General features: G+C 73.9%; 19 protein-coding genes and 1 riboswitch. Of the genes, 12 read left to right on the top strand and 7 right to left on the bottom strand.

Features of this window, described 5'->3' with window-relative positions; translation table 11 throughout:
- Positions 1–247: 247 nt before the first annotated feature.
- The 6 genes from ACVCAH_RS27280 (at position 248) to ACVCAH_RS27255 (ending at position 7,154) form a co-directional block, all read left to right on the top strand.
- Complete coding sequence (locus ACVCAH_RS27280) at positions 248–1,009, top strand: hypothetical protein (protein ID WP_447139075.1); 762 nt, start codon at positions 248–250, stop codon at positions 1,007–1,009.
- Positions 1,010–1,296: 287 nt separating this feature from the next.
- Positions 1,297–1,437: riboswitch (cyclic di-AMP (ydaO/yuaA leader) on the top strand.
- Positions 1,438–1,664: 227 nt separating this feature from the next.
- Positions 1,665–2,507, top strand: coding sequence for a C39 family peptidase (locus ACVCAH_RS27275; RefSeq protein ID WP_447139074.1), 843 nt, complete (start codon positions 1,665–1,667; stop codon positions 2,505–2,507).
- Between the two features lie 117 nt (positions 2,508–2,624).
- Positions 2,625–3,371 carry an alpha/beta fold hydrolase gene (locus ACVCAH_RS27270; protein ID WP_447139073.1) on the top strand — a complete coding sequence of 249 codons (747 nt, stop codon included), beginning with the start codon at positions 2,625–2,627 and terminating at the stop codon, positions 3,369–3,371.
- 233 nt (positions 3,372–3,604) lie between these two features.
- Positions 3,605–4,717, top strand: a complete 1,113-nt coding sequence (locus tag ACVCAH_RS27265; RefSeq protein WP_447139072.1) for a DegT/DnrJ/EryC1/StrS family aminotransferase — start codon at positions 3,605–3,607, stop codon at positions 4,715–4,717.
- Positions 4,714–5,748 carry a Gfo/Idh/MocA family protein gene (locus tag ACVCAH_RS27260; RefSeq protein ID WP_447139071.1) on the top strand — a complete coding sequence of 345 codons (1,035 nt, stop codon included), beginning with the start codon at positions 4,714–4,716 and terminating at the stop codon, positions 5,746–5,748. Before ACVCAH_RS27265 ends, ACVCAH_RS27260 begins: the two co-directional genes overlap by 4 nt.
- A 122-nt stretch (positions 5,749–5,870) precedes the next feature.
- A complete protein-coding gene (locus ACVCAH_RS27255; RefSeq protein ID WP_447139070.1) occupies positions 5,871–7,154 on the top strand; it encodes a nucleotide sugar dehydrogenase in 1,284 nt (427 codons plus the stop codon).
- A gap of 62 nt (positions 7,155–7,216) precedes the next feature.
- On the opposite strand, the gene ACVCAH_RS27250 is transcribed toward ACVCAH_RS27255, so the two are convergent.
- The 5 genes from ACVCAH_RS27250 to ACVCAH_RS27230 form a co-directional block, all read right to left on the bottom strand.
- A complete protein-coding gene (locus ACVCAH_RS27250; RefSeq protein WP_447139069.1) occupies positions 7,217–7,768 on the bottom strand; it encodes an acyltransferase in 552 nt (183 codons plus the stop codon).
- Positions 7,769–7,981: 213 nt separating this feature from the next.
- Positions 7,982–9,688 (bottom strand): CDP-glycerol glycerophosphotransferase family protein, encoded by a 1,707-nt coding sequence (locus tag ACVCAH_RS27245; protein WP_447139068.1) that lies wholly within the window; start codon positions 9,686–9,688, stop codon positions 7,982–7,984.
- Between the two features lie 34 nt (positions 9,689–9,722).
- Positions 9,723–11,225 (bottom strand): D-ribitol-5-phosphate cytidylyltransferase, encoded by a 1,503-nt coding sequence (locus tag ACVCAH_RS27240; RefSeq protein WP_447139067.1) that lies wholly within the window; start codon positions 11,223–11,225, stop codon positions 9,723–9,725.
- A 144-nt stretch (positions 11,226–11,369) separates the two neighbouring features.
- Positions 11,370–12,188, bottom strand: a complete 819-nt coding sequence (locus ACVCAH_RS27235) for an ABC transporter ATP-binding protein (RefSeq protein WP_447139066.1) — start codon at positions 12,186–12,188, stop codon at positions 11,370–11,372.
- Entirely contained in the window at positions 12,181–13,077 is an 897-nt protein-coding gene (locus tag ACVCAH_RS27230) for an ABC transporter permease (RefSeq protein ID WP_447139065.1), read from the bottom strand. Before ACVCAH_RS27230 ends, ACVCAH_RS27235 begins: the two co-directional genes overlap by 8 nt.
- A gap of 176 nt (positions 13,078–13,253) precedes the next feature.
- Here ACVCAH_RS27230 and ACVCAH_RS27225 point away from each other — a divergent pair, with 176 nt between their 5' ends.
- The 3 genes from ACVCAH_RS27225 to ACVCAH_RS27215 all read left to right on the top strand — a co-directional run bounded on the left by ACVCAH_RS27225 (position 13,254) and on the right by ACVCAH_RS27215 (position 18,266).
- Positions 13,254–13,892: a TetR/AcrR family transcriptional regulator gene (locus tag ACVCAH_RS27225; protein WP_447139064.1), complete on the top strand. Its 639-nt coding sequence runs from the start codon at positions 13,254–13,256 to the stop codon at positions 13,890–13,892.
- Positions 13,893–14,036: 144 nt separating this feature from the next.
- Positions 14,037–16,139: a DUF6077 domain-containing protein gene (locus ACVCAH_RS27220; RefSeq protein ID WP_447139063.1), complete on the top strand. Its 2,103-nt coding sequence runs from the start codon at positions 14,037–14,039 to the stop codon at positions 16,137–16,139.
- A 366-nt stretch (positions 16,140–16,505) separates the two neighbouring features.
- Entirely contained in the window at positions 16,506–18,266 is a 1,761-nt protein-coding gene (locus ACVCAH_RS27215) for a CDP-glycerol glycerophosphotransferase family protein (RefSeq protein WP_447139062.1), read from the top strand.
- A gap of 155 nt (positions 18,267–18,421) precedes the next feature.
- Here ACVCAH_RS27215 and ACVCAH_RS27210 read toward each other — a convergent pair whose 3' ends face one another.
- Positions 18,422–18,760 carry a DUF952 domain-containing protein gene (locus tag ACVCAH_RS27210; RefSeq protein ID WP_447139061.1) on the bottom strand — a complete coding sequence of 113 codons (339 nt, stop codon included), beginning with the start codon at positions 18,758–18,760 and terminating at the stop codon, positions 18,422–18,424.
- A 129-nt stretch (positions 18,761–18,889) separates the two neighbouring features.
- Between ACVCAH_RS27210 and ACVCAH_RS27205 the strand changes: the two genes are divergently transcribed.
- The 3 genes from ACVCAH_RS27205 (at position 18,890) to ACVCAH_RS27195 (ending at position 21,424) form a co-directional block, all read left to right on the top strand.
- Complete coding sequence (locus tag ACVCAH_RS27205; RefSeq protein ID WP_302922846.1) at positions 18,890–19,201, top strand: hypothetical protein; 312 nt, start codon at positions 18,890–18,892, stop codon at positions 19,199–19,201.
- Positions 19,202–19,300: 99 nt separating this feature from the next.
- Positions 19,301–19,957 carry a response regulator transcription factor gene (locus ACVCAH_RS27200; protein WP_088995023.1) on the top strand — a complete coding sequence of 219 codons (657 nt, stop codon included), beginning with the start codon at positions 19,301–19,303 and terminating at the stop codon, positions 19,955–19,957.
- Between the two features lie 9 nt (positions 19,958–19,966).
- Positions 19,967–21,424 carry an ATP-binding protein gene (locus ACVCAH_RS27195; RefSeq protein WP_447139060.1) on the top strand — a complete coding sequence of 486 codons (1,458 nt, stop codon included), beginning with the start codon at positions 19,967–19,969 and terminating at the stop codon, positions 21,422–21,424.
- A gap of 100 nt (positions 21,425–21,524) precedes the next feature.
- Here ACVCAH_RS27195 and ACVCAH_RS27190 read toward each other — a convergent pair whose 3' ends face one another.
- Positions 21,525–22,433, bottom strand: coding sequence for a TAXI family TRAP transporter solute-binding subunit (locus ACVCAH_RS27190; protein ID WP_447139078.1), 909 nt, complete (start codon positions 22,431–22,433; stop codon positions 21,525–21,527).
- Positions 22,434–22,586 lie beyond the last annotated feature (153 nt).

The raw sequence follows: 22,586 nt of genomic DNA, 5'->3' as shown, positions 1-22,586 counted from the left end.
CGCTCGCCGTTCCGGCCGCCGGGCCGGAGCCGGCCGCAGCCCCGCCGGCGGTCGTCGCCGGGCCGGCGCCGCTGCCGGCCGGGTCGGTCCCGGCCGTCCGGGCCCCGCGCGCCCCGCCGCGCTCCTGATCCGTCCGCGGGGCCGAGACCCCGCCCGCGCTCCGTGTCCCGCACCCGTCCGGCCCCGCCATGCCCCGCCGTCGGCGCCCGGACGCGGCTCCCCGCTTCCGCATCCGTTCCCCCGTGAGGTGCCGACCTTGGAGACCGTCCTCTACTACCAGTTCCTGATCGAGGTGCCGCGGGCCGCCGCCATCTGGTCCGGCCTGCTTGTGCTGGCGCTGACCGTGCTCACCGTGCTGGTCGCCCGCCCCGAGCGCCCCACCGACGAGGAGCCCGCCCCGGTCGGGCCGGCCGAGGCCGACCTCGCCGACCTGCGTCGCTATGCCGAGGAGGTGGCTGTCGCGGCGACCCGCGCGGCGCAGACCGCGCGCCGCCGGCGGGCCGACTGGCTCGCCGCGCAGGCGGAGGTCGAGCGCACCTGGCAGGCGTACGACGAGGCGGACACGGCCGCCCACCGGTTCCTCGGGGCCGCCGCCCTGCCCGCCCCGCGCACCCCGCGCACGCCGGCCGAGTACGCCGCCCGCGAGCGCTGGCTGCACCACGCGGCGATGGCCGCCCACTGGCGGGGCGAGTTGTCCGCCCGGCAGTTGTCCGACGTGTTCGGCCACCGGGCCGGTTGGGACTCCCGGCGGCACCCGGTGGAGCAGAAGATCGTGCTCGCCCGGGCGGTACGCGAGCAGCGCCTGGCCGGCTACTGGGCGGCCGCCGAGCGGGAGCGGGCGGCGTGGCGGGACGCCGAGCTGGCCGCCGAGGCGGCCCGTGCCCTCGCCGCCGAGGCGTACGCCGCCGCAGCCCGGCTCCGGCCGGGTCGGCCGCCCGCACCGCGCGCCGAGGCGGTGCCGGCGCCTGCCGTCGCCGCGGCCCGCTGGCGGCCGGCCCGGGTGGGCTGATCGCCGAACTATTCCAGTGACGCCGGTCACAGCGCCCGCGGAATCGGTCATCGGGATCGTCCCGGTCGATGCTTGTCGACAATTCCGGGTCGACGGCGGTGGCTTGTCCGGTTGTCGACCGCTGGCGTCGTCGGAGAGGTCCGTCCCATTGAGTCGCGTCAGTGCTTAACTGCCCGCAAAATTGTCGGGCCGAAACGGGTTTACGCAGGTGGACGGGGTTGGCAGGCTACGGACTGACCAGTAATGTCGGCCCGTCTGGTGCGGTTACCGATCGCAAGAGGCGACGCCGCGCCGACCCGCTCAATCGTGATCAAACGAACCGGGGACCCAGTGCACCTTGGGGTGAATCCGCGGGCCAAGGCCTGTGGTAGGGCGTTCTTCCCGCCCGAATCCGTCAGCTAACCCGGTCGGCGGTGTCGGAAGGAGTTCCATCCTCGTGCAGCACGATCCCACCCCTCGCTTGTTCCCCCACCTCCACGGCCCCGCGGTGCCCGCGCCGCTCGCCCCGATCGCGAGCTGACCCGCCGGCAACCGCCCCCGCCCGAGAGCCGGGCGCTCCCTGAGTGGTCACCAACCCGCGGACGAGCCGTCCGCGCGGTCGCGCCGGCCTGCCCCCGCGCTCTGGTGCCGGTGTGCCGCTCACCCCCCGAGTCCCGTGGAGGAATCCGTGAAGCACCACCTCAAGCGCCAGTTGCGCCGCATCACCACCGACCGCCCCTACCAGGTCGCCGCCGCCTCGGCCGCGGCCCTCGTGCTCGCCACCGGCGCCGGCGCGCTGGCCGCTGGAGCCGACGAGGCCCCGGCCTCGGCGCCGGCCGCGGCCACGGTGGCCGAACTGCGGAACGCGCCCGCCGCCGCCTCGCGCGGAGAGGCCCGGATCGGTACGGCCCCGTCGAGTGCCGCCCCGTCCAGCGCCGCCCCGTCGGCCGCCGCCTCGTCGGCCGCGCCGAACCCGGACCTGACCCGCAAGCAGAGCGCGCCGAAGCCGCCGTCGCGCAAGGTCCTCGACTACGACTACCAGGCCCAGACGACGTTCTACAACTGCGGCCCGGCGGCCGTGCGGAACGCGCTCAGCGCCACCGGCATCGAGCGCACCCAGGACGCCCTCGGCGCCCAGCTGGGCACCACCGAGATGGGCACCAACTCCGCCAACGACACCACCCGGGTGCTGAACGCGGTGGTGAAGGGCGACCCGTACCGGACCCGGATGATCTCCGGCCGTGCCGCCACCCCGGCCCAGATGGACCAGCTCCAGGCCGACGTGGTCCGGGCCATCACCGCCAAGCGCGGCGTCGTGGTGAACATCGCCGGCAGCGCCACCGACACCGCCGGTGGCTGGCACTCCTTCCCCGGCGGGCACTACATCGCCGTGGTGGGCTACGACGACGACGGCCGGCTGGTGAAGATCGCCGACTCGGCGAACCCGGCGACGGCGTCGTACTGGATGACCACCATCGACCTGGCGAACTGGGCCGCGACCCGCGGCTACTCCGCCTGACCGCCACCTCCGCGTCGCACCGTCCGGGCGCCGGTTCCCCACCGGGGAGCCGGCGCCCGGCGCGTTCCGGCCCGCGCCCCTCGCCCCGGCCGTCCGACCGGTGGCACACTGCGCCCTATGGACCACGAATCGGATACCCGGGACGGCCGGCGGCCGGTCCTGCTGCTGCTGCACGGCATGGGCGCGACCGGCGAGGTGTGGCTGCCCTGGGCGCCGTTGCTGGAGCGCCGGTGGGCCGGGCGCTGGCTGGCGCCGGACCTCGCCGGGCACGGGTGGTCGCCGCCGCTGCCCCGGTACTCCTTCGCCGGGCTCGCCGGGCAGGTCGCCGGCGGCCTCAAGCCGGGTGACCGGCTCGTCGTCCTGGGCCACTCCCTCGGCGGGGTGGTGGGGCTGACGCTGGCCGCGCGTACCGCCGGGCTGGACGTGGACGCGGTGGTCGGGCTCGGCATCAAGGCGGTCTGGTCGCCGGACGAGCTGGCCCGCGCCGCCGAGCTGGCCGACCGCCCGGTCACCTGGTTCGCCACCCGGGACGAGGCGGCCCGGCGCTACCTGCGGGTGAGTGGGCTGGCCGGTCTGTTCGCCCCGGACCATCCGGTGGTCGAGGCGGGGCTGCGGCAGGTCGACGGCCGCTGGCGGCTGGCGATGGACCCGGCCGCGTTCGCGGTGGGGGAGCCGAACCTGCCCACCCTGCTGGCGGCGACCGACGTGCCCGTGGTGCTGGCCCGGGGCGAGCGCGACCCGATGGTCTCCGACGCCCAGCTCAAGGAGTTCGGGGTGCCGGTGGTGACGCTGCCCGGCCTCGGTCACAGCGCCCACGTCGAGGACCCGGAGGCGGTGCTCGCCCTGGTCGACCCGTACCGCTGAGCCGCGGGCCACCGCGGTCGCGGCGGAGATCAGGGTGTTGTGCCGCCACGCCCGGCGTCTCCGGGATAACATGCCCGTACGTCCCGGAATGCGCCGGGTGTCCTGTTAGTCCGGGTGATCTTCTCGCGCCGACCCCACCGGATCACCCACCCACCACCCCTCCTGTCCACATCTGAACGACGTAGCGCCGCGCCCGGTCCGGGCGCGGCCGCTGTTCGACAGGAGGAAGCCCCATGTCCGGGCTGACCACAGAGATGATTCCACCGGCCAGGCCGGTCATCGGAGAGGCCGAGATCGACGCGGCCGTGCGGGTGCTGCGCAGTGGCCGCGTCGTGCAGGGGCCGGAGGTCGCCGCCTTCGAGGAGGAGTTCGGCGAGCTGGTCGGGGGCCGGAACTGCGTCGCGGTGAACTCCGGCACCTCCGCCCTCCAGCTGACCCTGATGGCCCTCGGGTTCGGCCCGGGCGACGAGGTCATCGTCCCGTCGTTCTCCTTCGCCGCCAGCGCCAACGCGGTCCGGCTGGTGGGCGCCCGGCCGGTCTTCGTCGACATCGAACCGGGCAGCTTCTGCCTGGACCCGGCGGCGACCGCCGCGGCGGTCACCCACCGCACCGTCGCGATCATGCCGGTGCACCTGTACGGGCACCCCGCCGCCATGGACCAGATCATGGCGGTCGCCGAACGGCACGGGCTGGCCGTGGTCGAGGACGCCGCCCAGGCGCACGGCGCGACCCTGTCCGGACGGCCGGTCGGCGCGTTCGGCACGGCGGGCTGCTTCAGCTTCTACCCCACCAAGAACATGCACTCCCTGGAGGGCGGCATGGTCAGCACCGCCGACGGCGAGCTGGCCCGTACCCTGCGGCTGCTGCGCAACCAGGGCATGGAGCAGCGGTACGCGAACGAGATCGTGGGCGCCAACATGCGGATGACCGACGTGGCCGCGGCGATCGGCCGGGTGCAGCTGCGCCAGCTGCCGGAGTGGACGGAGCAGCGGCGGGCCAACGCCAAGCTGCTCGACTCCCGGATCACCGGCATGGTCACCCCGCCGGTCGCCGACGCCGCCCGGCACGTCTACCACCAGTACACGGTGCGGGTACCGGGCGGTCGCCGCGACGCGGCCGGGCGGCGCCTCACCGAGCTGGGCATCGGCAACGCCGTCTACTACCCCACGCCGATCCACCGCCTCCGGCCCTACCTGGGCGAGGACGGCAGGCCCGGCCCGTGGGAGCTGCCCGAGACGGACCGGGCCGCGGCCGAGGTGCTCTCGCTGCCGGTGCACCCGTCCCTGTCCCAGCGGGACCTGGAGCGGATCGCCGAGGGCGCCAACCTGGCCGGTGCTGCCCGATGACGCGGGCAAGGCTGCGCGCGGGCCTGATCGGCCTCGGCGCGATGGGGCGCAACCACGCCCGCGTCCTCGCCGGCCTGGACGGCGTGGACCTGGTCGGCATCGTCGACCCGGCGGGCGATCCGACCGGCGCGCTCCGGGCGCCGGTGGTGCCCGATCTGGATGGTCTGCTGAGGCTCGGCGTCGACTACGCCGTGGTCGCCTGTCCGACCGCTCTGCACGAGCAGGTCGGTCTGGCGCTGGCGCACAGCGGGGTGGCCGCGCTCATCGAGAAGCCGCTCGCCCAGTCCGTGGCCGCCGCGGTTCGGCTCGCCGAGGCGTTCGAGACGGCCGGACTGGTGGCCGGCGTGGGGCACATCGAGCGGTACAACCCGGCTCTGCAGAGCCTGCGCCTCCGGCTGGAGGCCGGCGAGCTGGGCGAGGTGTTCCAGGTGGTCACCCGGCGGCAGGGGCCGTTCCCGCACCGGATCGCCGACGTCGGTGTCGTGATGGACCTGGCGACCCACGACATCGACCTGACCAGCTGGGTCGTCGGCCGGGAGTACCGCACGGTGTCGGCCCGTACCGTCTCGCGCAGCGGCCGGCTGCACGAGGACATGGTCGCCGCGGTCGGCCAGCTCGCCGGCGGTGCGATGGTCAACCACCTGGTCAACTGGCTGAGCCCGCTGAAGGAGCGGTCCACGGTGATCACGGGGGAGCGGGGCTGCTTCGTCGCCGACACCCTCACCGCCGACCTGACCTTCCACGCCAACGGGGCGATCGACACCGAGTGGGAGGCGCTGCGCGCGTTCCGCGGGGTCGCCGAGGGCGACATGGTGCGCTACGCGATCCCGAAGCGGGAGCCGCTGCTGGTGGAGCACGAGCGGTTCCGCGACGCGGTCGACGGCAAGGAGAGCGACATCGTCACGCTGCGGCAGGGGCTGCGTACCGTGCAGGTCGCCGCCGCGCTGCTCCGCTCGGCCGCCGAGGGCGGCACGGTCGAGATCGGCAGCGACACCGCGCCGGTCGGCGCTGTCGCCCTCCCGCGGTCCTGATCGCGATCGGGCCGGGCGGCACCTACCACCGCGTCGACTCGTTATCGCGGTAGCACCTGTGCCGCCGGGCCGGTCGGCGCTCCGCCGGCGACCCCGCTTCGAAGGACGAGGAAAGAAGAGCCATGAACATCTGTGTCGTCGCCCTCGGGAAGATCGGGCTGCCGCTCGCCGTGCAGTTCGCGACGAGTGGGCACCGGGTGGTCGGCGCCGACGTCTCCGAGCGGGTCGTCGGGCTGGTCAACGACGGAGCGGTCCCGTTCCCGGGCGAGGCCGACCTTGACGTCCGGCTGAAGGAGGTGGTGGCGGCGGGCGCGCTCTCCGCGACCACCGACACCGCAGCGGCCGTCGCCGCGTCCGAGGCCGTGGTCGTGGTGGTGCCGCTCTTCGTCGACGGCCGGGGAATGCCGGACTTCGGCTGGATGGACGACGCCACCCGGGCCGTCGCCGCCGGGCTCCGGCCGGGGACGCTGGTCAGCTACGAGACGACGCTGCCGGTGGGCACCACCCGGCACCGGTTCGCTCCGATGCTCGAGCAGGGCAGCGGGCTCACCGCGGGTGAGGACTTCTTCCTGGTGTTCAGCCCCGAGCGGGTGCTGACCGGCCGGGTCTTCGCCGACCTGCGCCGCTACCCGAAGCTGGTCGGCGGCGTCGACCGGGCGTCGGCCGCCCGGGGCGTGGCGTTCTACGAGGCGGTGCTCCAGTTCGACCAGCGGCCGGAGCTGCCCCGGGCCAACGGGGTGTGGGACCTCGGTTCGGCCGAGGCGGCGGAGCTGGCGAAGCTGGCCGAGACGACCTACCGGGACGTGAACATCGGCCTCGCCAACCAGTTCGCCCGGTTCGCCGCCACCGTCGGCGTGGACGTCACCACCGTGATCGAGGCCTGCAACACCCAGCCGTACAGCCACATCCACCAGCCCGGCATCGCGGTGGGCGGGCACTGCATCCCGGTCTACCCGCGGATGTACCTGTGGAACGACCCGGCCGCGAGCGTGGTCCGCGCGGCCCGGGAGGCGAACGCGCAGATGCCGCAGTACGCCGTCGACCTGCTCGCCACCGCGTACGGCGACCTGACCGGGGCGGACGTGCTGGTTCTCGGCGCCGCCTACCGGGGCGGGGTGAAGGAGACCGCCTTCTCCGGCGTCTTCCCGACCGTCGACGCGCTGCGCGCCCGGGGCGCCCGGCCGTACGTGTCCGACCCGATGTACACCGCCGCCGAGCTGACCGCGCTCGGGCTGCCGGCTTACGCAGGCCAGGCGGTCACCGCCGCGGTGATCCAGGCCGACCACCCGGAGTACCGGTCGCTGACCCCGGCCGACCTGCCATCGGTCCGGGTGCTGGTCGATGGCCGCCGGGTCACCGACCCGGCGCGCTGGACCGGCGTCCGCCGGCTGGTCATCGGCGGCTGACCAGCCCGGGGTCCGGCCCGGTCCGCGCCGCCGGGCGGGCCAGGCCGGACCGGGCGGGCCGATCAGCCCCGGTCCAGGCCGTCGGGGCGGGTCCGCGGGTCGCGGGAGACCACCTCGCCCTCGGCGTTCACCCAGCCCAGCGGGCGGGCCGGGTTCCCGGCCACGAGCTGGTACGGCGGCACGTCCCGGGTCACCACCGAACCGGCCGCGACCATCGCGTACGCGCCCACCTCGATCCCGCAGACCAGGGTGGCGTTGGCGCCGATGGAGGCGCCCCGGCGGACCAGCGTCGGCGTGATCGTCCAGCCCGGGTTCTGCGCGCGGGGGCGCAGGTCGTTGGTGAAGACCACGCACGGGCCGACGAAGACCTCGTCCTCGAGGGTGACGCCCCGGTAGACGGAGACGTTGTTCTGGATCTTGACCAGGTCGCCGACCGTCACGCCGGCGTCGACGTAGACGTTGCGGCCGATGACGCAGCCGGCGCCCACCCGGGCGGAGGACCGGATGTGCGCCAGGTGCCAGACCTTCGTGCCGTCCCCGACGCGGGCGCCGTCCTCGATCTCGGCGGTGGGGTGGACGAAGGCGGGGGAGAGCGCGGTGCTGGTGTCAGACATGTCAACTCGCAGGGCTCGGGAGCGCCGTCGCGGGCGCCGGGCCGGCGTACCCGGAACCGGCGGACCGGGCCGCCGCTCCGGGCCGCCGCTCCGGGCCGCCGCCCTGGGCGCGCACGTGGTAGCGGGACTCGGCGTAGGATACGCCCTGCCTGCCCGATATCGCCCAAACCGCGCCGTCCGTCCGCCCGCCGTCGCCGGTGGCGGAGGCGGTGCTCAGGTGGTGGGGGAGACCGTCTCCGGCTCGACCGGCAGGCCGGTCCGCTGCGCCGGTGGCCGGGCGCCCCGGTCGAGCTCCCGCCGGGCGGCGGCCAGGAACGCCTCCGCGTACGACTCGGCGGGGAAGTCGCCCAGGTAGCGGCGCCGGGTGGCCCACCGGTCCGGGGCCAGCGGGTCGGTGTCGAGCAGTTCGGTGAGCACCTCGTCCACGTTGGACATGTTCCGGCGCAGCACGTAGCCCGAGCCGGCCAGCGGGAACCGCTCGGTGAACCGGTCGCCGTCGCCGCCCATGTCGGTCACCGCGTACGGCTTGCCGGAGTAGAGGTAGTCGGAGATCACCCCGGAGACGTCGGAGACCAGCGCGTCCGAGCGGTTCACGCACTCGGTCAGGGTCAGCTCGCGGGCGGCGGCGCCGAAGACGTGCTGCCGGCCGCTGCGGGCCTGGTCGGCGGCCAGCAGCTCGGTGAGCCGGCCCAGCTGCCGGGCCGAGGCGGGGTTCTGCGCGGTGTACGGGTGGGCGCGCAGGATCACCGTCGCGCCGCGCGCCAGCAGCCGCTGCAGCAGCGTCTCCGCCACCGGCAGCGAGCAGTAGTTGGCGTCCGCGTGGTGCCCGGTCCAGGTCGGCGTGTAGAGCACGGTCGGCTGCGTCAGGCCGCGGGCCGGCTCCGGGCGGACCTCGATCGCCTCCACCTGCGGACGGCCGACCACCTCGAACTTCTCCGCCGGGATCTCCACCCCGGCGCGGGCGTACCGGTCGATGGCGGCCTCGCCGGCCACGAAGATCCGGTCGAAGATCGCGGAGACCGGGTTGGTGCTGGGCGCCTTGTCGCTGTCGCCGTGGTGCAACTGCACGTGGGTGAGCTGGGTGAACCGGATGCAGTGGCTGTTCTTCGCGCCGTGGTTGACGTAGAACGCCACCCGCAGGCTCGGCACCAGCGCCTCGTCCATCGCCTTCAGCGTCGGGCAGTAGACCACCGGGGCCGTGGTGGCCGCCGCGATCGTGCCCAGGAACTCCGGCTCCCGCACCATGACCAGGAACGGCCGGCCGATCCGCTCCAGGTAGGGCAGCCACATGGTGACCTGGTACTCGGAGCCGGGCGGCGCGGAGAAGTGCAGCAGGAACTCCGGCTGGTGCCGGCGCAGCGCCCGGGTCACCGCCGACCCGCCGGCCGGCGGCCGGAACCGCCGCCGGGCCAGGTCGAGGCCGACCGCGCCGGCGCCCGCGCCGACCAGCAGGCTCACCGTCAGCGCGACGGCGGCGGGCAGCGCGGCTGCGGCTGCGGCTGCGGCCACCGCGAGCAGCCCCAGCAGGGCGGTGCCGAGGTGTGCGGCGACCAGCGGCGTCCAGCCGCGCACCGGCAGGTTGGCGGCCCGGATCTCCAGGTTGCCGGCGTCGCGCAGCGGCCCGACGAGCAGCGTCAGACCCAGCAGCACCAGCGCGGTCGCGGCCAGCGCCGGATCGAACCCGGCGTCCAGCCGCCGGGCGTAGCCGACCAGGATGCCCGCCGCCACCAGCACGGTCTCCGGCACGCTGTCGGCGCCCGGGCGGACCCGCCGCTCCCACGCCGCCGCGGCGAGCGCGGCCACCGCCAGGCCGAGCCCCCAGCCGGTCGCGCCGGTCAGCGCCACGACCAGGAACGCCAGCACGGCCAGGCCGGTGGTCAGGCCCCGGGCGAGCAGCTTCCGGACCAGGTCACCACGCATCTTGGCTGCGCCTCCCGCCGTCGCCGCGCCCGCGTCAGCCGGCGACCGCGGCGCCCGCCGCCTGGTCCGCCTGCGCCGGGGTCGGCTGGGCGGGAACCTCGCCCGGCGCCCGGCGTACGTCGATGACCTGACCGGTGAGCTCGGAGATCAGCACGTCCAGCGACGCCCGGGCGACGGTCTCCGCGGCGAGCAGGGTGTGCTCGGGCTCCTCGCCGAACGCCTTGGTGCGCATCGGGGTGGCGGTGCGCTCCGGGTTGACGCAGTTGACCCGGACGCCGAACTCGGCCCACTCGTCGGCCAGCGCCTGGGTGAGGTTGACCAGGGCGGCCTTGGTGGACGAGTAGAGCGCGTACTGGGCCCGGCCCCGGGTGTAGGAGCTTGAGGTGTAGAGCAGCAGCTGGCCCTTGGTCTGCTGGAGGTAGGGCAGGGCCTGCCGGGCGGCGATGACCGGCCCGACGAAGTTCACCTGGAGCACCCGGTCCATGGTCTCCTCGTCCATCTCGACGAGAGCGCCCTTCTCGAGGATGCCGGCGGTGACCACCACGTGGTCGATCCGGCCGGTGGCCTCGAAGGCCGTCTTCAGCGCCGCCTCGACGTCGGCGGCCCGCTCGACGTGGGTGCCGGTGCTGGAGCGGCTGAACGGGAAGACCTGGGCGCCGTAGCGGCGGGCCAGCTCGGCCAGGTCGTGGCCGATGCCGTAGCTGCCGCCGAAGATCACGATGGTCCGGCCGGTCAGCTCCTCGGTGTAGCTGCGGTGATCGGTGAGCCGGGGCGCCTGCGCGGCGGCGAGCTGGAAGAGCTTGTCCGCCAGGTGCACGTCGACCGGGTGGGTGACCTTGATGTTCTCGTCCGAGCCGTCGATCACCTTGATCGGCGTGCCGGGCAGGTAGCGCAGCACCACGCCGCAGTCGTCGGTGGCGGCGAAGTTCGGGTCGCCCTCGGCGCGCCGGTACGCCTCCCGGATGGTGCCGGAGCGGAACGCCTGCGGGGTCTGCCCGCGGCGCAGCGAGGAGCGCACCGGGATGTCGGTGATGCAGTCGTTCTCGTCGACCTGGATGATCGTGTCGGCCGACGGGATGGCCACGTCGACCGCGGAGTAGGTCCAGAGCGCGTTCACGCACTCCCGCACGATCCGGCCGCTGACCAGGGGCCGCACCGCGTCGTGGAAGAGGATGTTGCAGTCGTCGGGGCCGACCGCGTCCAGCGCGATCCGGGTGGTCGCGTTGCGCGTGTCGCCACCCTCGATCACCTTGGTGACCTTGCGGAAGCCCGCCTTCTCGACGATCTTCTGGGCCTCGGCGACGTGACCGGTGGCCATCAGCACGATGATCTCGTCGATCTCCGGGGCCGCCTCGAAGACCGCCAGGGTGTGCTCGATGATCGGCTTACCGGCGATCTTGAGCAGCTGCTTCGGGATGCCGAGGCCCAGCCGGGTCCCGGTGCCGCCCGCCAGCACCACCGCCACCGTCCGGGAGGGCCGCCATGGCGCCGGGGTCTCCGGTGCGGCGTCCGGGCCAGTGGTGTGGTCCTGCGTCATTGCCGATCCTCACTCTCAGGGATTACGTGAACAGAAGGTTCCGCCCGAACGGCGACGGGATGAACCTTAACGCGCCGGCCCGGCCGCCCCAACGGGACGGCGCGGGCCGCGCGCAGCGATGTCGATGTCGTACGCGGCCGGAACCTACTTGCCGTTCGCGAACGCCTCGTAGGCCCGCACGACCTCGTCGGTCGGGCCGTCCATCCGCAGGACGCCCGATTCCAGCCAAATCGTCCGTTCACACGTGTCCCGGATCGAGGAGAGCTGGTGGCTGACCAGGAACACCGTGCCGGCGCCCTCCCGCAGCTCCCGCACCCGCTGCTCGCTGCGCTTGCGGAAGCCCTTGTCGCCGGTGGCCAGCGCCTCGTCGATGAGCAGCACGTCGTGCTTCTTCGCCGCAGCGATGGAGAAGCGCAGCCGGGCGGCCATGCCGGAGGAGTAGGTGCGCATCGGCAGCGAGGCGAAGTCGCCGCGCTGGTTGATCCCGGAGAACTCGATGATCTCCGGGGTCTGCCGCTGCACCTCGGCCGGGGACATCCCCATCGCCAGGCAGCCGAGCACGACGTTCCGCTCGCCGGCGAGGTCGTTGAAGAGGGCGGCGTTCACGCCCAGCAGCGACGGCTGGCCCTGGGTGTAGACCGCGCCGCGGTTCACCGGCAGCAGGCCGGCGATCGCCCGCAGCAGGGTCGACTTGCCCGAACCGTTGCTGCCGATCAGCCCGATCGCCTCACCCCGGTACGCGGTGAAGCTCACCCCCTTGACCGCGTGCACCTCCCGGATGTTCGGCGCCGAGGTGCGGGTCACGATCCGCTTGAGCGCGCCGACCGGCCCGCCGCCACCGCCGGCGCCCTTGTGCACCCGGTAGATCACGTGCGCGTCGTCGACCACCACGGTCGGGATCCGCTCCTGCACCTGGGGCAGGGTGACCGTCACGTCGTTGGCGGTCTCGAAGTGCTCAACCACGGCCGTACTCCTGTTCGCCGCGCCAGAAGTAGAGGAAACCCCCGGCACCCATCACGATCGCCCATCCCACCGCCACCAGCCAGAGCTGCGGGAGGGAGGAGTTGAGCAGCGGCGCGTCCTCCAGCAGCGCGACCCGGCCCAGCTCGATGTAGACCAGCATCGGGTTCAGCTCCACCAGCCGGGTGGCCCAAGCCGGCAGCTCGTTCTCGAAGAGCGTGACGCTGTAGAGCACCCCGGAGCCGTACATCCAGGCGCGCAGCAGGAACGGCATGACCTGCTTCAGGTCGGCCACCTTCGCGCCCAACCGGGCCACCGCCATGGTGAGCCCGGCGTTGAACACCGTCTGGAGCAGGATCGCCGGCACCAGCATCAGCCAGGCGAGGGTGATCGGCTCGCCGGTGACCAGCACGATCGCGAACAGCACCACCATCGACCCGAGCAACTGCTGGAACTGGGTGACGGTGACCGCGAGCGGCAGGCAGGCCCGGGGGAAGTGCAGCGCCCGGATCAGGCCCAGGTTGCCGGTGATCGACTGGGTGCCGTTCTGCACCGCCGTCTGGGTGAAGTTGAAGATGAACAGCCCGGTGCAGAGGTACGCGATGAAGTTCGGGATCTCGTCCTGCTTCAGCACCACGCCGAAGATCAGGTAGTAGACCGCCGCGTTGGTCAGCGGCGTGAGCACCTGCCACAGCTGCCCCAGCTTGGCGTTGCTGAACGACGCGAGCAGCTTGGCGTTCGCGTACGCGGAGATGAAGTGCCGGTAGTGCCAGAGCCGCCGGCTGTACTCGGCCAGCGAGGGGCGTTCGCCGGCGACCCGCAGCCCGTACCGGGCGGCGAGCTGCGCCTGGGTGAGGCCGGCGTCGGGGTCGGCCAGCGCCGTGTCGGCCATGGATGGGCGCTCCGATCTTTCGGGTCAACGGGGATGCGCGACGATGGAATCTAGCGTGGCCAGTGCGTGGAGCGCCGCCCCCGTCGCTGCGTGGACCGTAGTTCAAAACACGTCGGGACGCAACCGTACCGTCGTTGCGGTACATTGTTCCACGTGACAGCCGAGAAGAGTCCCAGGTGACGACCGAGAAGCGCCGTGCGCCGGCCGGCGCGGCCGTGCTCCGTGACGACATCACCACGGCCATCCGCCGGGCGCTGATGCAGGAGCTCGCGGCGGTCGGCTACGGCCGGCTCTCCATCGAGGCGGTGGCCCGCCGGGCCGGGGTGAGCAAGACCGCGATCTACCGGCGGTGGAGCTCGAAGCTGGAACTGGTGCTGGACAACGTCTCCGCCGCCGCCGGTGGGAAGCTGCCGGCGCTGGACACCGGGACCCTGCGCGGTGACCTCGAACTGCTCTTCCAGGTGGTGGCGCACGCGCTGCGGCACCCGCTGGCCTCGCAGATCATCCCCGACCTGCTGGCCGAGGCGGCCCGCAACCCGACCATCGACCAGACCCTGCAGCAGGTGCTGCGGGCCCGGCAGCAGGAGATCGGCGGCCGGCTGATCAGCCGCGCGGTGCAGCGCGGCGAACTGCCCGCCGACACCGACCGGGAGGCGGCGGTCGACCTCATCGTCGGTCCGCTCTACTGGCGGCTCGCCGTCGCCCGCACTCCGCTCACCCCCGGTTACCTCGACAGTCTGGTGGAGGCGGTCGCGGTCGGCCTGGGCGCCGACGGCGTGCTGCCGCGGCAACGGGAGGCGCCCCTGACCCGGTGACCGGTGACCGCCCGAGGCGGGGAGCCGGAAGCCGTGTCCGATTCCGCTAGTCTGGCCACCGCCGATTGGCCCGGCGTTGCGGTGCTCTGGTCACCGCAGCGAGGGCAATCCCACCCTCGGAAGCTCCGACGACAAGGACGGCTCATGACGGAGGTCAAGGACGCTGTGGTGACGCGTGCCGACGACGAGAAGGGCACGAGCGCCGCGCCGCGGCAGGGTCTGGCCCGGATCAACGCCGGTGTGGCGGCTGCACCTGTCTTCCTCACCGACGCGGCGATTGCCACTTTCGCCCTCTGGACCCTGCTCTACCACCTCAACCTGGTCCTTGATCTCCGTCCCTCCGTCGTCTTCGCCGGCTGGCTCGTCAGCCTGGTGGTCGCCGCGGTCATCGCGTGGAAGATCGGCTGGGGCCGGGGCCGGGGCCCGGGCGCCACCGTCACGCCGGTGGGTGACCGGGAGGCGGCCGAGCAGCCGACCACGACCAGCGTCGGCTGGGCGGCGCTGCTGCGTCGCTACGCCCTGCCGGTCGGTGCCGCGGTCGGTGCGGCGATGTTCGCGTCGCTCGGCGGGGGAAGGCTCAGTTGGTGGGTGGCCATCCTCCTCGGGCTGGTGGCTATCGCCTCCGCGTGGCCGTCGTTCCGCCCTCGCCCTGGGTCGGTCGGCGCGCGCCCGGGGGAGACCACACCGGGGCAGGCGTGGTTCGTCATCGTCACCGCGCTGGCCGCCGCCGGGTTCTCGACGCTGATCGCCCGGGTCTCCCTCGACGACGTCTTCTACGTCGGCAAGTCGGTCTGGGTGGCCGAACGGGACGAGATCCCCTTCCGCGAGTTCCTCTTCACCGAAGGCGTCCTCCCGGCGGGCTCGGCGAACCCCCCGATTCCCTCGTTCGAGGTGTTCATCGGCGCACTGGCCCGGATGCTGGGCGTGCACGCCGCGTCGGCGACCTGGTATCTCGTCCTTCCGGTGCTGGCGGTGCTCGCGATCTTCGCGCTGTGGCGGCTGGTCCAGCGGTGGGCGCCGCGGCGTCCGTTGCTCGCGTTCAGCGTGGCCCTGGCCTACATCGTGCTCGTCGCCGGATACCCGGACGCGCTGAACACCTACCACCTGCCCCGGCTCACCCAGGGCAAGAGCGTCTTCGTCCACGCGCTGATCCCGCTCGCCTGGGTGTACCTCACGGATTACCTGGAGACCCGGTCCCGGCGGGCGGTGGCCATGCTCGCACTGCTCTCCGTCGCGGCCGTCGGACTGACCACCACCGCGGTCATCCTGCTGCCGTTGCTGGCGGCGGCCGCCGCCGTGGCGATCGCCGCCACCCGGCGCCTGCGGCTGGCGGTCGTCTGCTTCGTCGCCGCGTCGGCCTACCCGCTCCTGTCCGGTGTCGTCACCAGGCTCACCACGGACGGAGTCGACGAGGTGATCGCGACGTACGCCCAGTGGCGGGAGCCCCGGGTCATCTACGACCTCTCCCTGTGGCTCGGCCTCCTCGGCATCATCGCGGGCCTGGCGATGTGGGCGTCTCCTCTCCTGCTCCGTCGTGGCGCGCCGCGACTGCTGAGCGCCGGCGCCGCGCTGGCGGTGACGGTGCTGCTCGTACCTGGAGTGATCGGGTTCGCCAGCGACCTGACCGGGTTGGGAGCGGTCCTGTGGCGGGTGCCGTGGATCGTGCCCCTGCCGGCCCTCGTCGGCATCCTCGCGACCGTGCGCCTGCCCCGACTGACCTGGCCGAACCGGATCCTGGCCGGCGCGCTCCCCGCCGCCATGGTGGTCGCCTTCTACACCCTCGGCGTGCCGATGTGGACCTCGGACGTGCTGCGGACCGAGCCGAGCTGGCGAATGCCGGAGGTACGCAAGAACGTGACCTTCTGGATCACCCGACAGGATCTTCCGGACGGACTGGTGCTGGCCCCCACGTCGGTCATGCGGGCCATGCCCCAGGTCACCACCCGGGTCCGGGTGGTGATGGCACGGGACCTCTACCTCACCGACTACGGGATGGAGAGCCAGTTCGCCAAGGACCGGCTCCTGCTGGGTAAGTTCGCCGACGGCAACGAGCCCGTGGCCATCGGCGAGGTGAAGGCCGCCATGGACAGGGTCGGCGTTGGTGCGGTCTGCGTGTGGAAGGTGAACAAGGCCGCCGTCGAGGCCGCACCCGCCCTGGGTCTGCAGAAGTTCGCCTCGAGGAAGTCCCCGGGCGGAATGGTCTGCTACCGCAGCACGGTGCCCGCCGCGACGACGAACGGCGGCTGAGGCTCGCCGTGGCCCCGCACATCGACCAACTCCTCGGGGCTGCGGCGAAGCGGCCCGTCCGGCCCGGCGGGTTTGCCCGAAAGGTGTGTCTATACCCGAGCGAGGCCCCTGCGTCCCTTCGCGTTAAGGTCGCAGTCACACGTACCGGCGGCCGGTGGCTCGGAGGTCGGCCGCCATCGCCGTGACAGACTGCACCCGGGAGTTCGGACATGGGACGTGACCTGCGCGAAAGGCCGACAGCGCCGGACCGTCGGCCTTTCCCGCCCCGGTCCCTTGCCGTCCCGGGTACGTCGGCCGCACGCCTCGGGTGAAGACCTTGACGACCACGGGCCCGGCCCGTCATCGATCTCGTAGGGAGCGTACTCGTTGTTCGGCACGTTGACAGGACGGATCGGAGTCGCCGCCCGCGGCGCACTGCTGGTGCTGTCCTACCTGGTCATGCTCGCCGCGGGCGCCCTCGGTTGGGTCGGCCTGTTCGCCGTCGCCGGGCTGGTCGCCGTGGTCGGCGAATTCGCCCTCACCCGCTGGTCGGCGGCCTCCGACGTGCTGCTGGAGAAGGTCGGCCTCAACCGCGGGTACCGGCAGCTGACCCGGGACCTCGCGGCCGTGCTGCTGGTGGCCGCCGAGGTGGCGCTGAGCGGAACGCAGCTCAGCCTGCTGCTCGCGCTGCCCGCCACGGTCTGGGTGGTCGCCGTCTTCTCCGGCGCGCTCACCACCATGATCGAACGGCGCAACCCGGAGTCGGCCCTGGTCCGCAACATCGAGCTGGGCCCGCTCCGCTCGGCCCCCCAGCCGCCGGCCTGGGCGGCCGCCATCGCCGGTGACCGGATGCCGGTGGTGAACGTCCTGCTGGTGCCGGCCGCGGTGGTCGCCGCGGTGCGGGACGACGCCACCCCGTTCCTGGTCGCCGGCGCGGTGACGGTCGCGGTGACCGCGGTGGTCGGCGCGATCATCGCGCTCACCTGGCTGCGCGGCCGGGGTGCCGGGCAGAGCCCGCTGCTGCCCGCCGTCCAGCGCTGGCTGGACAGCTACCGCCCCGAGGTCGCGCTCTACTTCGCCGGCCCGGCCAAGGACGTCTACCAGGCGAACATGTGGCTGGCTCCGGCCGAGGCGCTGCAGCAGCGCGCGGTGGTGCTGATGCGCAACCGGGAGGCCTTCCTGGAACTGGCCGACACCCGGCTGCCGGTGATCTGCGTACCGGCCGGGGTGGACTTCATGAACCTAGAACTGGGCAGCGTGCGGGCGGCGCTCTACGCGGCCAACGTCGGCGCGAACATCCACCTGCTGCGCGAGCCGGGCATGAAGCACGTCTTCGTCGGGCACGGCGACAGCGACAAGGCGGCCAGCGTTAACCCGTACAGCAAGGTGTACGACGAGGTCTGGGTCGCCGGGCTCGCCGGCCGCGAGCGGTACGCCCGGGCTGGGGTCGGCGTGCTCGACTCCGACATCGTCGAGATCGGACGCCCGCAGCTGGCCGGGGTGCACACCTTCGGCGCCGAGTCGGTGGACCGGCCGTTCACCGTCCTCTACGCGCCCACCTGGGAGGGCTGGCTCGACGACGACCCCTACCACACCTCGCTGGTGGTGATGGGCGAGCGGATCGTCAAGGGGCTGCTCGCCGTCTCGCCCCGGATCCGGCTGATCTACAAGCCACACCCGTTGACCGGCTCGCGGGCCAAGGAGGCCAAGGCGGTGCACGACCGGGTGGTGGGGCGGATCCGCGCGGCCGGCGGCGACACCGATGCGACCTCGCTGGACGGCACCCGGCACCTGGTGGTCACCGGCCGCACGCCGGCGCTGTTCGACTGCTTCAACCAGACCGACCTGCTGATCAGCGACGTGTCCAGTGTGGTCTCCGACTTCGTGCAGAGCCAGCGGCCGTACGTGGTGGCCAACCCGGGCGGGCTGCCGGAGGACGAGTTCCGCCGGGAGTACCCGACCGCCCGCGCGGCGTACCTGCTCTCCGCCGACTGCGGCGAGCTGGAGAAGATCGTCGCGTTGACCCGGGCCGGCGACGACCCGCTGACCGAGGCCCGCCGGGAGCTGAAGACCTACCTGCTCGGCCCCGCGGAGGCCAACCCGATGGACCGGTTCCAGGAGGAGATCGGCCGCCTCTGCCGCCGCTGAGCGCGCGCCGCGCCGACACCACCGCGCCCGGGACGACCGCGTCGTCCCGGGCGCGGTCGTCTTCCCGCGTACGGCACGAGCGGCGCCTCGCCTCGGCCGGCCCGGCCCGGTGGCGGCCCGGGCCCCGTGCCGGGTCGCGGACCGGCGAACCCTGCTCAGCCGAGCAGGGTGGCCACCGCGTCGGCGGCCGGGGTGTCCGCCGGCAGCGCCTGCGCGGCCACCACGGCGGCCACCGGCAGCGGGCCGTACAGGTGCGGAAAGAGTTGCCCGCCGCGGGACGGCTCCCAGCGCAGCGCGTCGCCCAGCCGGGCCGGGTCGACGGTCAGCAGGGTCAGCCCGGTGGCGCCGGCGAAGTGCCGGCGGGCCGTCTCCACCACCTGGTCGGCGGCCGAGAGGTGGACGAAGCCGTCCTGCCGGTCCACGGCCGTGCCCGCTAGGTGGCCGGCGGCCAGCGCCTCGTCCCACTCGGTGGTCGGCAGCAGCTTGTAGATCACATCGGGAGCCTACGCGCCCGGGGAGGGTGCCGGCCGGCTCGTCCCGGAGCGGCCGGTTTCGCCGGTACCGGCCCGTCCGTCGCCCCCGGCCCGGCATGCTCAGGTGGAGCGGGTCGGAAAGGGATGGCGATGCAGAGCTACGACGACGACTGGACCGACAGCCAGCGCGCGCTGTACGACGAGTGCTACCAGGCTGGCGGGGAGTGGGCCGACGACCCGGACACCCCGAGCGAGGACGTGCAGCACGTGATCAACCTCGGCGAGGCCGACGACGACACCCTGGCCGACGCCGAGATCGACTTTCCGCCGCTGGTCGACGCGGTCACCCAGGCCACCGGGGAGAACGTGACCAGCGTGCCGGCCAGCCACGACGATCCCGGCTTCCGGGGCTTCGTGGACGGGGTCCGGGACGCCGTCGCCGACGACACCTTCGGCCTCTAGCAGCCGGCCGACCGACGCCGCACCACCGGGCCGGCCCTCCCGCCCCGGTCCGGCTTCTGCCACCATTCGGGTCGACGGACCGACGAATGGGGGACCCGGGTGCGCATCCTGCTGGTCGAGGACGACCGCCGGGTGGCCGCCGCGCTGTCGTCCGCCCTCACCCGGCGCGGGTACGAGGTCGAGCACGCGGCGACCGTCGCCGCCGCGCTCTCCGCCGCCCCCTGCGACCTGGTGCTGCTCGACCTGACCCTGCCCGACGGCGACGGCACCGACCTGTGCCGGGAACTGCGCCGGCGCAGCTCGCAGCTCGGCATCATCGCGGTGACCGCCCGGGGCGAGGAGCGGGACCGGGTGCTCGGCCTGCGGCTCGGCGCGGACGACTACGTGGTCAAGCCGTTCTCGATGGTGGAGTTGCAGGCCCGGATCGAGGCGGTGCTGCGCCGCGCGGCGCACACCGTGCCGGAGCGGAACCTGATCGAGTCCGGGCCGGTCCGGATCGACGTGGCGGCCCGCACGGTGACCGTCGCCGGCCGGGCGGTGGCGCTCACCCGCAAGGAGTTCGACATCCTGCTCTCGCTGGCCCGCCAGCCCGGGGTGGCGGTGCCCCGCGACCGGATCCTGCTCGACGCCTGGGGCACCACCTGGGCGGACCGGCACACCGTCGAGGTGCACGTCGGCTCGCTGCGCGGCAAGCTGGGCGACCCGCGCCTGGTGGAGACGGTGCGCGGGGTCGGCTACCGGCTGCGCGGCGAGTGAGGGGGACGGGTGCGACGCCGCCTGGTGATCAGCTATCTGCTGCTGATGGTGCTGGTCCTGATGGCGCTGGAGACCCCGTTGGCGGCCACCCTGGCCACCCGGGAGACCGACCGGGTCCGTGCCGACCGGCTCGCCGACGCGACCCGGTTCGCCTCGCTGGCCGGCCCCGCGCTGCGCGGCGGCACGCCCGGCCCGCTCGACAACGAGCTGCGTAGCTACGACGAGCTGTACGGGATCGGCGCGGCGGTGGTCGACCGGGACCGCCGTACCGTGGTCGCCTCGGCGAGCTGGCGGGTCGCCGCGGGCACCGGCGCGGCGCTGGACACCGCCCTCTCCGGCCAGCAGGCCAGTGGGCCGGAGTCGGTCTGGCCGTGGGTGGACGGGCCGATCGTGGTGGCGGTGCCGATCAACGACGGCGGTGAGGTGCTCGGCGCGGTGGTCACCGCCACCCCGGCCGACCCGGTGCGCCGCACCGTCACCACCTGGTGGCTGCTGCTCGCCGGGATGGGCCTGCTCGCCGTGCTGGCCTGCGTGCTCACCGCGTTCGGGCTGGCCGGCTGGGTGCTGCGGCCGGTCACCGAGCTGGACGCGGTCACCCACGAGATCGCCGAGGGGGACCGGGGCGCGCGGGTGCAGCACCGGCTGGGCCCACCCGAGCTGCGCCGGCTGGCGGCCAGCTTCAACCACATGGCCGACGTGGTCTCCGACGTGATGGACCGGCAGCGGGCGTTCGTCGCGCACGCCAGTCACCAGCTGCGCAACCCGCTCACCGCGCTACGGCTGCGGGTGGAGGAGCTGGGGCCGAGCCTGACCGATCCGCAGGGCCGCGCCGAGCACCGGCTGGCCCTGGAGGAGACCGACCGGTTGGCCCTGGTGCTGGACGCGCTGCTCACCCTGGCCCGCGCCGAGCGGCGGGAGAACCAGCGGGTCACCGTGGACGCGGCGGCGGTCGCCGCCGCCCGGATGGCCGCCTGGGAGCCGCTGGCCCGGCACCGGTCGGTCACGCTCCGGCTGGTGACGCACGACGCGCCGGCGTACGCCCGGACCGTGCCGACCGCCATCGACCAGGCCCTGGACGCGCTGATCGACAACGCGGTGAAGTTCAGCGGCGCCGGCGGGGAGGTGACGGTGACCGTCCGTTGTCAGGACGACGGGACCGCGCTCGAGGTGCGGGACACCGGCCCGGGGATGACCAGCAGCCAGCTGGGCCAGGCGACCGAGCGCTTCTGGCGGGCGCCGGACGTGCAGAACGTCGACGGCGCCGGGCTGGGCCTGACCATCGTCGCCGTGCTGGTGGACGCCTCGGACGGGCGGCTCACCATGCGCCGGGGCGAGCCGCGCGGCCTGGTCGCCGGCCTCTGGTTCCCCGCCCCCGCCGGCGCCGAGCACCCCGACCCGCCGACCGTCGATCCGCCAACCCACCCGCCCGAGCCGCTCCCCGCTCCCAGTCACGCGGAGGCACCGTGATCGTCTGACGCTCCGCAGGTCGGGAACGCCTTCCGAACCCTCCTGACCATCAGTCGATCAAGGTGTCCGGGCTCGTCGCGGCGGGGGCGCCGAGGGTGGGTCAGGGTTTGGTGGCGCGGTACCAGGCGGCGGCGCCGGGGTGCAGCCGCAGCGGGGCGGTGGCGATCGCCGCGCGGGGACTCATCCGCCCGGCCGCGGGATGCGCGGCGGCCAGTTCCTCGCGGCGCTCCATCAGCAGCCGCGTCACCTCCCGGACCAGCGCCTCCGGCAGGTCGGCCCGGACGATCAGGAAGTTCGGGTTGGCCACCGTGGTGACCGGGTCGACCCCGTACACCGAGCGGGGGATGTCCCGGGAGACGTACACCTCCGGGTTGCCGCGACGCAGCGGCTCGGTCCACTCGCCCAGGTCGACGATCCGGATGGCGGTCGCGCCGGCCAGCTCCTCGACGCCCCGCACCGGCAGCCCGCCGGAGAAGAAGAAGGCGTCGATCCGCCCGGCCCGCAGCGCGGTCATCGAGTCGTCCAGGCCGAGCCGCTCGCGACGGACCGCGTCGTCGCCGAGCCGCGCCACCTCCAGCAGCCGGGTGGCGGTGATCTCGGTGCCGGACCCGGCCGCGCCCACCGACACCCGCCGGCCGCGCAGGTCGGCCAGCGTGCGGACCGGGCCGCCGGCGGTGGTGACCAGGTGCAGCAGGTCGTCGTAGACCCGGGCCACGGCGAGCACCGACGGATGCGCGGCGGGCGCGGCCGGCAGCACGTCCGCCTGGGTGAAGCCGACCTCGGCCTCGCCGGCGCCGACCAGCCGGACGTTCTCGGCCGAGGCGGCGGTGACCACCACGCTGGCCCGCACCCCGGGCAGTTCCCGGTTGAGGATGGTGGCCAGCGACTGCCCGAACGCGTGGTAGACCGCGGTCGGGCTGCCGGTGGCGATCCGGATCGGCACCGGCGCGGCCGGCGACTCCCGGCAGCCGGCCAGCCCGGGCAGGGTGGCGACCAGCAGCAGCGCCATCAACGCGGCCGGCCGGATGCGGCGCGGCCGGCCGCGGCGGTTCCCGGTTCGACTCACGCGCTGCACTCTGCGCCGCCGGGGCCGCCCACCGCAACCTCGGCTCACCGGTCGGGCGGCGTCGCCCCTGCCGGCACCTCGACGGCGCGGGTAGGT

The sequence above is a fragment of the Micromonospora sp. LZ34 genome (assembly GCF_052981855.1).
The sequence above is the reverse complement of the archived record's forward strand: the minus strand, read 5'-3'. Positions and strand labels throughout refer to the sequence as shown.